At 63.9% G+C, this 8,445-nt stretch carries 12 protein-coding genes and 2 tRNA genes; 10 read left to right on the top strand and 4 right to left on the bottom strand.

The window, feature by feature from the left end:
• Window positions 1-594: 594 nt before the first annotated feature.
• Window positions 595-669: transfer RNA gene (locus ABY454_RS11435), tRNA-Thr, on the bottom strand.
• 188 nt (window positions 670-857) lie between these two features.
• Here ABY454_RS11435 and ABY454_RS11440 point away from each other — a divergent pair.
• The 6 genes from ABY454_RS11440 to ABY454_RS11465 all read left to right on the top strand — a co-directional run bounded on the left by ABY454_RS11440 (window position 858) and on the right by ABY454_RS11465 (window position 5,263).
• On the top strand, window positions 858-1,025 hold the full coding sequence (locus tag ABY454_RS11440) for a hypothetical protein (protein WP_372930793.1): 168 nt from the start codon (window positions 858-860) through the stop codon (window positions 1,023-1,025).
• Window positions 1,026-1,137: 112 nt separating this feature from the next.
• The gene (murA, locus tag ABY454_RS11445) at window positions 1,138-2,427 is read left to right on the top strand and encodes a UDP-N-acetylglucosamine 1-carboxyvinyltransferase (RefSeq protein WP_372930795.1); all 1,290 of its coding nucleotides are present in this window, start codon (window positions 1,138-1,140) and stop codon (window positions 2,425-2,427) included.
• A 73-nt stretch (window positions 2,428-2,500) separates the two neighbouring features.
• The gene (locus ABY454_RS11450; protein WP_372930797.1) at window positions 2,501-2,977 is read left to right on the top strand and encodes a DUF2948 family protein; all 477 of its coding nucleotides are present in this window, start codon (window positions 2,501-2,503) and stop codon (window positions 2,975-2,977) included.
• A gap of 12 nt (window positions 2,978-2,989) precedes the next feature.
• Entirely contained in the window at window positions 2,990-4,288 is a 1,299-nt protein-coding gene (hisD, locus tag ABY454_RS11455) for a histidinol dehydrogenase (RefSeq protein WP_372930799.1), read from the top strand.
• Between the two features lie 16 nt (window positions 4,289-4,304).
• Entirely contained in the window at window positions 4,305-4,808 is a 504-nt protein-coding gene (locus ABY454_RS11460; protein ID WP_372930801.1) for a UPF0262 family protein, read from the top strand.
• Entirely contained in the window at window positions 4,805-5,263 is a 459-nt protein-coding gene (locus ABY454_RS11465; RefSeq protein ID WP_372930803.1) for an arsenate reductase ArsC, read from the top strand. Before ABY454_RS11460 ends, ABY454_RS11465 begins: the two co-directional genes overlap by 4 nt.
• Window positions 5,264-5,268: 5 nt before the next feature.
• On the opposite strand, the gene ABY454_RS11470 is transcribed toward ABY454_RS11465, so the two are convergent.
• On the bottom strand, window positions 5,269-5,541 hold the full coding sequence (locus ABY454_RS11470) for a DUF3303 domain-containing protein (protein WP_372930805.1): 273 nt from the start codon (window positions 5,539-5,541) through the stop codon (window positions 5,269-5,271).
• A 632-nt stretch (window positions 5,542-6,173) separates the two neighbouring features.
• Between ABY454_RS11470 and infA the strand changes: the two genes are divergently transcribed.
• From infA to ABY454_RS11490, 4 genes are all read left to right on the top strand, one after another.
• Window positions 6,174-6,392 carry a translation initiation factor IF-1 gene (gene infA, locus ABY454_RS11475; RefSeq protein WP_045365920.1) on the top strand — a complete coding sequence of 73 codons (219 nt, stop codon included), beginning with the start codon at window positions 6,174-6,176 and terminating at the stop codon, window positions 6,390-6,392.
• Entirely contained in the window at window positions 6,352-7,143 is a 792-nt protein-coding gene (locus ABY454_RS11480) for a Maf-like protein (RefSeq protein WP_372930807.1), read from the top strand. The genes infA and ABY454_RS11480 overlap by 41 nt, the downstream gene beginning before the upstream one ends.
• Window positions 7,140-7,346 (top strand): DNA gyrase inhibitor YacG, encoded by a 207-nt coding sequence (locus tag ABY454_RS11485; RefSeq protein ID WP_372930809.1) that lies wholly within the window; start codon window positions 7,140-7,142, stop codon window positions 7,344-7,346. Before ABY454_RS11480 ends, ABY454_RS11485 begins: the two co-directional genes overlap by 4 nt.
• A gap of 123 nt (window positions 7,347-7,469) precedes the next feature.
• Window positions 7,470-7,545 (top strand) — tRNA-Phe (locus ABY454_RS11490).
• A 36-nt stretch (window positions 7,546-7,581) separates the two neighbouring features.
• Here ABY454_RS11490 and ABY454_RS11495 read toward each other — a convergent pair.
• Window positions 7,582-8,217 (bottom strand): NAD(P)-dependent oxidoreductase, encoded by a 636-nt coding sequence (locus ABY454_RS11495; RefSeq protein ID WP_372930811.1) that lies wholly within the window; start codon window positions 8,215-8,217, stop codon window positions 7,582-7,584.
• Between the two features lie 44 nt (window positions 8,218-8,261).
• A partial coding sequence (locus ABY454_RS11500) for a hypothetical protein (protein WP_372930812.1) occupies window positions 8,262-8,445 on the bottom strand: 184 nt, incomplete at its 5' end.

The following is an 8,445-nucleotide window of genomic DNA, read 5'->3' on the forward strand; positions in this document are numbered from 1 at the left end:
AAGCTTACGTCGCGAACTGCATAGCTGATTGGACCGCAGGAACGCCGCCACCGCCACGGGGCAGCAAGAACACAAACCGCAACAGATATTGATTGGTATAGCGATGTCATGAAGCCTCCCTCAAATGGCTTCCCCCGCAGGCTGAGTGTAGCAGCGCACGACCATGCGCCAACGCTAAAGCGAATGAAGTGGCGTGTTCGGCTTCGTTAAAGCAGCGACAATGCCAAGCCTGTGAGGTCTGCTACCACGACTACGGCGCAGATCAGGACCAAGCCCAGTATGACCGCAAGGACTATGGTGGCAGTCTTCCAAGGTGTGTGTGACCGCATCGAACCGTGCGTTGTCTGATGTGCCTTGTCGTCGTCGGTCATAGGACCCTCCCTCATTGGCTCCCCCGTATGGTGTCGGCATTGCAGAGATTAAAAGAGGGTCTCTAGAGGTGCGACGGATGCTTACTTTTGCTGACCTCGAGGGCGCCGCTTTTCGCCCACGGTCTTACGCGCCGCTCTGGTGCTTCGAATGCGTTCGCGGTGCTTACTATGTGCTTACTGGCATGAAGGCCGGCGCAAGAGGTTCGTCTAACTCATTGAATAATGGTGCCGCCGGATAGGATCGAACTATCGACCTCGTCATTACCAATGACGCGCTCTACCACTGAGCTACGGCGGCGTGTTGTGACCGGTGGGTCGGCACGGGGCGCGTGTCCTCAAGAATAAGGGCGCCTTGGACCGTGCGGCGCGCAAACTGCCATAGCGGGCTCTGCCGCGCAAGACGCGACAAGAGACAGACCGCCGGGCTTAACCGCTCGGCTTCCATGTTATAAAACCGGCCTCAAGATCAGCAAAATTGCGAGCGATATGGCTGGCGAGGACGACAAGACGCGCGCGCCGGACAAGCCGGCCCAGGGGCAAGACCGCCAGGCCCGGCTGGAGCAGGCGCTTCGTGCCAACCTGCTGAAACGCAAGGAGAAGGCCCGCGCCACAAAGGTCCCGCCCCCCCCGTCCGAAGAGGGGCGACAGACCTGAGGCGGGGAGGGTAGACTGGCCGCTTGCCGTCCATGCCGGGGGGCGGAACATCGGGAAATCGAGGCGCGGAAGCATTCGCTGGAGCGTTGCGTGAGGGAGCTACACGTCGATCATGGACCGTATTTGTATTGTCGGCGGTGAGCCGCTCAAGGGCACGATCCCCATCAGCGGCGCCAAGAACGCCGCGCTGCCCCTGATGATCGCCAGCCTTTTGACCAGCGAGACGCTGACGCTGCATGGCATGCCACGCCTCGCTGACGTGACCCTGCTCGGCCGCATTCTCGGCAATCACGGCGTCGACATCACCATCGCCGGCAAGCGCGCCGGCCAAAGCACGAGCGACGGCCAGACCTTTAAGCTCACCGCCGCCGAAATCGTCGACACCACCGCGCCGTACGAGATGGTGGCCCGCATGCGGGCCAGCTTCTGGGTACTGGCGCCGATCCTGGCGCGCTGCGGCGAGGCCCGCGTGTCGCTGCCCGGCGGCTGTGCCATCGGCACCCGCCCCGTGGATCTTCACCTTCTGGCGTTGGAAGCGCTCGGCGCCGATATCGAGCTCGAGGGCGGTTACGTCATCGCCAAGGCGCCCAAGGGGCTGACGGGCAACCGCATCCCGCTGGGCATGGTTTCGGTGGGCGCCACCCATAACGCTCTGATGGCCGCCGTGCTGGCAAAGGGCGAGACGGTGATCGAGAACGCCGCCCGCGAGCCCGAGGTCGGCGATCTGGCCACCTGCCTCACGGAGATGGGCGCGAAGATCGAAGGCATCGGCACCTCGACGCTGCATATTCAAGGCGTGCCCTCGCTGCATGCCGCCGAGCACGACGTGCTGCCGGACCGGATCGAGACCGGCACCTACGCCATGGCCGCGGCCATCACCGGCGGCGATGTATTCCTGAAAGGCGCCCGGCCCGAGCTTCTGCAAGAGGCGCTGGTCACGTTGCGGACCACGGGCGTGGATGTTCTTGAGGAGGAGGGCGGCATTCGCGTGACGCGCAACGGCCACGGCCTCGATGCCGTCACCGTTGAGACCCAGCCCTTCCCCGGGTTCCCGACGGACCTGCAGGCCCAGCTCATGGCGCTGATGTGCACCGCGCAGGGCGTTTCGGAGGTGCGCGAGACCATTTTCGAGAATCGCTTCATGCATGTGCAGGAACTGGCGCGGCTCGGCGCCCGGATCGACCTGAAGGGCGATACCGCCTTGGTTCACGGGGTGCCGGGCTTACGCGGCGCGCAAGTCATGGCCACGGACCTGCGGGCCTCGGTGTCGCTCATTATCGCCGGGCTGGCGGCGCAAGGAGAAACCACGATCGGCCGCGTCTACCACCTCGACCGGGGATTTGATCGGCTCGAGGAGAAATTGCGGAAATGCGGCGCCCAGATCGAGCGGTATTCCGGCTAGGTATCTCTTGCGTTATTCCTTCCGCACGCCCGAAAAAGCGTGATACGCCCCTGCCAGAAAGACCAAATTCGCCATGACATTGCTGAAACTGCTCGCCCTCGATGAAGAAGACCTCCAGGTCGTGTCGTCGCATCTCCAAGATGCGGTGGTGCGCGTGGGCGATATGGTCTTTCTGCCGTCGCAGAAGCGGTTCGTCGCCATCGTCAACCGGTTCGACTGGGAAAGCGCGACCGGCAAGGACACGAAGAACTATAAGCGCCGCCGCACGGGGCTTCGCTTCGACCGCGTCCTGAGCGCCAAGCACAAGGAGCTCAGGCCCGAGAAGCCGGACCGCGTGCTGTCGCTGCTCGCCATTCAATTCGAGGCGGGCGAGGCACCGAGCGGCACGGTCACGCTGACCTTCTCCGGCGGCGTCATCATCCAGCTCGAAGTCGAGTGCGTCGAGGCGGAACTGCGCGACCTCGGGCCCTCTTGGGTGACGCGCAACAAGCCGGATCATCCCGGCGATGCCGCCGCGGATACTGAAAGTTCCGGCGCATCCGGCGCGTGAGGACGGCAACGCATGGCGCAGACTCTTAATACGCGAGACGACGGCTTCGCGGCACGCTTTGAAGCGCTGCTCGGCATGAAGCGGGAATCGTCCACCGACGTGAACACTGTGGTGGCCGCGATCATCGCGCGCGTCCGGGCCGAAGGCGATAAGGCGCTGATCGACTTCACGCACGAGTTGGATCGTCTCGATCTGACCAAGACGGGCATTGCCGTCTCGGCCGAAGAAATCGCGGGCGCGAAGGCTAAAGTGGACGCCGAGACGTTTCAGGCGCTCGAACTCGCCCATGCGCGCATTCTCGACCATCACTCCCGCCAGCGGCCGCAAGACGAGACCTATACCGATGAGGCGGGCGTGGAGCTCGGCCAGCGCTGGACGCCGGTCGCCTCGGCCGGCCTTTACGTGCCCGGCGGCACCGCGAGCTATCCGAGCTCCGTCCTGATGAACGCCGTGCCGGCCAAAGTCGCCGGCGTGGAGCGCCTCGTCATGGTGGTGCCGTCACCGGACGGCGTGCTGAACCCGCTGGTGCTGGTCGCGGCCGCGCTTGCCGGCGTCGATGAGATTTACCGCGTGGGCGGGGCCCAGGCGATTGCCGCGCTCGCTTACGGCACCGAGACGATTGCTCCTGTGGCGACCATCGTCGGTCCGGGCAACGCTTATGTCGCCGCCGCCAAGCGCCAAGTGTTCGGCCAGGTCGGTATCGACATGGTGGCCGGGCCGTCCGAGGTCGTGGTCATTGCCGATGCGGACAACGATCCGGCGTGGATTGCCGCGGACTTGCTTGCGCAGGCCGAACACGACACCGCGGCGCAGTCGATCCTCATCACCGACAAAGAGGACTTTGCCGCCGCCGTGGTGGAAGCCGTGGAGGTGCAGCTCAAAACGCTGCCGCGTGGCGATACCGCGCGTGCAAGCTGGGATGAGTTCGGCGCGATGATTTTGGTGCGCGATTTGAACGAGGCGCCTGCCATCGCTGACCGGTTGGCGCCCGAGCATTTGGAGATAGCCACCGAAAATGCCGATGCGCTTGCTGCGCAGGTGAGGGACGCGGGCGCCATCTTTGTGGGCCGCTATACGCCCGAGGTGATCGGCGACTACGTGGCCGGCACCAATCACGTGCTGCCGACGGCCCGCACGGCGCGTTTCGCCTCGGGGCTCGGCGTGCTCGACTTTATGAAGCGCACCTCGCTGTTGAAGCTCGACGCGGCAAGCCTAAAGGCCTTGGGCCCTGCGGCCATGACGCTCGCACGCGCCGAAGGGCTGGATGCGCATCGCCGCTCCGTCGCCATTCGCTTGAACCTGCCGGACTAGACATGGGCAACTAGACATGGGCGACGAGGCAGAAGAGCAGACATGGTCGGAAGGCGCGCGGCTCATCGAGGTGACCCTCGATGAGGACTCGCTCGGCCGCGACAATGTCGAAGTCGAGCACGAGCGCAAGGTGGCGATCTTCGACCTCCTGGAGAAGAACAACTTCGCCTTGGAGAGCCATGAGACGAGTGGGCCGTATAACTTGCGTCTTTCGCTCGCCGACAATCGTCTTGTTTTCTCGGTCAGCGATGCGGACAGCGCGCCGCTTCAGCATGTCATGCTGTCGCTGTCGCCCTTCCGCCGCATCGTCAAAGACTACTTTCTTATCTGCGACAGTTATTACGAAGCGATCAAGACCCAGCCTGCCTCCAAGATCGAAGCCATCGACATGGGCCGGCGCGGACTGCACGACGAAGGCAGCCATCTCTTGATGGAGCGCCTCAAAGGAAAGATCGCCGTTGATATCGCCACGGCCAGGCGCTTGTTCACCCTGCTCTGCGCGCTTCATTGGAAGGGGTGACGAGGCAGACAAGCGGCGACCTGCCGGGCGCGGTCCTCTTCGCCTGTAGCCGCAACGCCGTTCGCTCGCCCATGGCGGCAAGCCTTCTCATGCATCTTGCCGGCAACCGCATCTATGTGGAGTCCGCCGGTGTCCGCCCCGGCGTCCCCGATCCCTTCGCCATCGCCGTGATGGAGGAGATGGGCATCGACATGTCGGGACACGTGCCGGTGTCGATCAATGATCTGCACGATCTCAGCTTCGACCTGATCGTGACGCTCGCGCCGGAAGCGCAGCACAAGGCGCTGGAGTTGGCCGAAGGCTACGCCATCGACGTGGAGTATTGGCCGACGCCCGACCCGACATTGGCGTCGGGCGCCCGCGAGCAAATCCTCGACGCCTATCGTGAGGTGCGCGACCGGCTGTTCGTCAAAATCAGAGAGCGCTTCCCGCTGCCCAGCGCGCCGGGCGTCTAGGGCGCTCAGTCGTTGGCGTCGACGAATTTCTTGAGCGCGTCGAAATCCATCACCGGGGTGATCTGGTGCATGTTTAGGTCCGTCCAGGGCTCGAACATCGCCATGATCGCCCCGGCGCTGTCGGCCTCAAAGACGCTCCAGCACTCTTGTTGGGTGGAGGAGATCCAGGCGCCCTGCAGCTTCACCCCTTCGGGCTCGGCCACGCCATATTCCTTGAAGCGCGCGACGCTCTCGTCGCGGTTGTCGGGATCGATGGTCACGTAACAGACGAACAGCATGTCTCGTTCTCCTCAGGATGGTCGCGCGGCGCCACATATATAGCCGCTTCTGCGACATCTTTTTGAAGCCGCTGCGGCCCACGATAGTTCCCCGGGGAGCGGGGGCGGCGCAATCTTATCCCCGCCCCGCCAAAGGCCCTTACACTGTCTCCGTCCCTCGTCCGTGAGGACGCGAGCTGCAGACCGTCTGCTTCTTGAGGATGAGGGGTGTGGCGCCCGAGGTGGCGCGGGACAGATGGGCCCGATTGCCAAGCGCCGCGCCCGGACCACCGCGTCATGGACAACGGACCAGCCTCGGGGGTCCCCGCTCCGCCCACCTGCGCTGTAACGCGTGGGTCGTCGGGTGAGGTGCGCCGGGCGCTTGAGCCCTTTGCGCCTGTGCCACTGGTGGTAAGCCGTGCGGAAGGGGGCTTGATATCGCCTGAAGCGGGGCGCCGGAAGGCCGCCCAAGACGCTGCAGCAGGACGCGGCCGACGGGTGCCCCGCTGTCCTCATGGCTCAAGCCACGCGCGGGGGTTTCGCGGCGGGACGCCTTGGCTTGGCCAGAAGCGCAAAAACACGGGAATCGTCCTTGATTTTGGCCGCCCGCCCGACCATTCTCCGCGGCAACCGGACGATGCGGAAGGAGCCTTATGGCGAAGGAAGAAATGCTCGAATTTCCGGGGGTGGTCACCGAACTGCTCCCGAACGCCACCTTCAGGGTGAAGCTCGAGAACGAACACGAGATCATTGCCCACACGGCGGGACGGATGCGCAAGAACCGTATTAGGGTGCTTGCGGGCGACAAGGTTCTGGTCGAGATGACCCCTTATGATCTCACTAAAGGTCGGATCACTTACCGGTTTAAGTAGCAAGCTCAAGCTGAAGCGGGAGGCCCCTGCGTCAGCTGAGCTTGCAACAACGGCACCGAAGGCGGCGAAAACGCCGAAGCGGTCGCCGCGCCGGCGCACGCCTACGCCTGGCTCCAGCTTCCGGCCCAAGCTGGTCCTCGCCTCCGCTTCGCCCCGGCGCCTTCAGCTTCTCGAGCAGGCGGGCATCGCGCCGGACGCGCTCAGGCCCGCCTCCGTCGATGAGAGCGTATCGAAGGGCGAGGTGCCGCGGCATATCGTGCGCCGGCTGGCGCGCGCCAAGGCCGAAGCGGCGCTGAAGATCACTAAAACCGAGCCGGAGTACGCCAAAGCCTTCCTGGTCGCCGCCGATACGGTCGTTGCCGTGGGGCGCCGCGTGCTCGGCAAGGCGGAACTGGAGCAGGAGGCCGCCGACATGCTGCGGCTGTTGCGCGGCCGCGCCCACCGGGTCCATACGGGCGTGTGCGTCGTGACGCCGGAAGGGCGCTGGCGCGAGCGCGTGGTCGAGACGCGGGTGCGCTTCCGCAATATTTCGGATCAGGAAATCGGGGCCTATCTCGCCAGCGGCGAATGGCGGGGCAAGGCTGGCGGTTACGCCATTCAGGGCATCGCCGGGGCCTTCGTGGTCAAGCTCGTGGGCTCCTATACAAATGTCGTCGGCCTGCCGCTGACCGAGGTGGTGAGCCTGCTTGGAGGCGAGGGCTATCCCGTGCCGCTGCTATGGCTCTCCAAGTCGGAGGTCGAGACCGAGTGAGCCCGGCCCCGGGCAAAGCGGCGGCCCGGCAAGCCGCCCCGCGCTGTGCCGTCTGCGGCAAGCCTCAGGACAAGGCCCATCGTCCGTTCTGCTCAAAGCGCTGCGCGGAGGTCGATCTTGGCCGCTGGCTCAAGGGCCAATATGCGGTTCCCGGCGAGCCGACCGGCAGGATCGACGACCCGGCCGGCGATGAGTATGAGTGAGGCGCGGGGGCGGAAAATCTCGGTCTCGACAGAACGAGGGCGATTTCCTATAAGCCCAAAGCCTTGCCGTGGCCCGGTCGGCTTTCTGGAAAGCCACCATGCATAAAGGTCTTCGGAGGCTTAGCCCAGGTAGCTCAGTTGGTAGAGCAGCGGACTGAAAATTCGCGTGTCGGTGGTTCGAATCCGCCCCTGGGCACCATTGCCTGACCTTCTCACACCGCCGCCAAGCGGGTGCTCACCATATCAAGACAGGAGCTTGTTGGGCGCGACCATCGTCGTCTATGGACCTGACAATGAAGTCCGCCACGTCGGCTCGGGAGATGACGCCATTGCGCCATTGTGATGGCTCGACCAACACGCGGTAGCGGCCAGTTCTTGCGCCCTTCGTCAAGATGCCTGGACGCACGATCGTCCAGTCTAGCCCGCTCTCTTTGATCAAGCGCTCTTGAACATCTTTGTCGTTATAGGCTCTACCAAGAAACAGACGAAACGGAATGCGCTGGAGGCACCCTATGGCCTCGCGACTGTCTCCGGCGCCGAAGCCGGTCACAACGATCAAGCGCCGCACATTGCGACGTTGCATTGCGGCGATAAGAATACGCGTCGACTCGGAGAACAAATTTACGGATTTGAACAGCTCGTCCGCGCCGATGCCCAACGTCTGTACGACGACATCAATACCATCCAGAGCTGCATCAATGCCGGCCTCGTTCATCGCGTCTCCGGAGTGTTTCTTCAAGTAACTGTTTTCAAGGTCGATCTCATTCGCCGACCGAGAGAACGCCCGGACGCGGTGGCCGGCATCGAGAGCTGCTGAAAGCGTCTCTCGACCAATGCCACCGCTGGCGCCGATGACGAGAACATGCGCCACGACTACCCTCCGATCCTACACGGCTCGTCCGGCGACTGCCGCGCTCAACGCGCGGCGGCCTTCTGCAAGAACCGCTTTGACTGATTACTCGCGAGCGCGAAGATCTCGCTCGTGAAGAAGACACCCACGAGAAGGAAGGTGTGCGCAATGATGCTGGGGCCCATCAACCACATGTAGCCGATCCAGAGCGCGAAGATCGCGGACCACATGTAGGACAGTATCACCATA

Origin of the sequence: Methyloceanibacter sp., assembly GCF_041573655.1 — a bacterium.
GTDB lineage: Bacteria > Pseudomonadota > Alphaproteobacteria > Rhizobiales > Methyloligellaceae > Methyloceanibacter.

Excerpts from the sequence above, each read along its gene's own strand:
- ABY454_RS11440 (WP_372930793.1), top strand. The coding sequence starts at position 858 with ATGGCTGGCGAGGACGACAAGACGCGCGCGCCGGACAAGCCGGCCCAG.
- murA (WP_372930795.1), top strand. The coding sequence starts at position 1,138 with ATGGACCGTATTTGTATTGTCGGCGGTGAGCCGCTCAAGGGCACGATC.
- ABY454_RS11450 (WP_372930797.1), top strand. The coding sequence starts at position 2,501 with ATGACATTGCTGAAACTGCTCGCCCTCGATGAAGAAGACCTCCAGGTC.
- hisD (WP_372930799.1), top strand. The coding sequence starts at position 2,990 with ATGGCGCAGACTCTTAATACGCGAGACGACGGCTTCGCGGCACGCTTT.
- ABY454_RS11460 (WP_372930801.1), top strand. The coding sequence starts at position 4,305 with ATGGGCGACGAGGCAGAAGAGCAGACATGGTCGGAAGGCGCGCGGCTC.
- ABY454_RS11470 (WP_372930805.1), bottom strand. The coding sequence starts at position 5,541 with ATGCTGTTCGTCTGTTACGTGACCATCGATCCCGACAACCGCGACGAG.
- infA (WP_045365920.1), top strand. The coding sequence starts at position 6,174 with ATGGCGAAGGAAGAAATGCTCGAATTTCCGGGGGTGGTCACCGAACTG.
- ABY454_RS11480 (WP_372930807.1), top strand. The coding sequence starts at position 6,352 with ATGATCTCACTAAAGGTCGGATCACTTACCGGTTTAAGTAGCAAGCTC.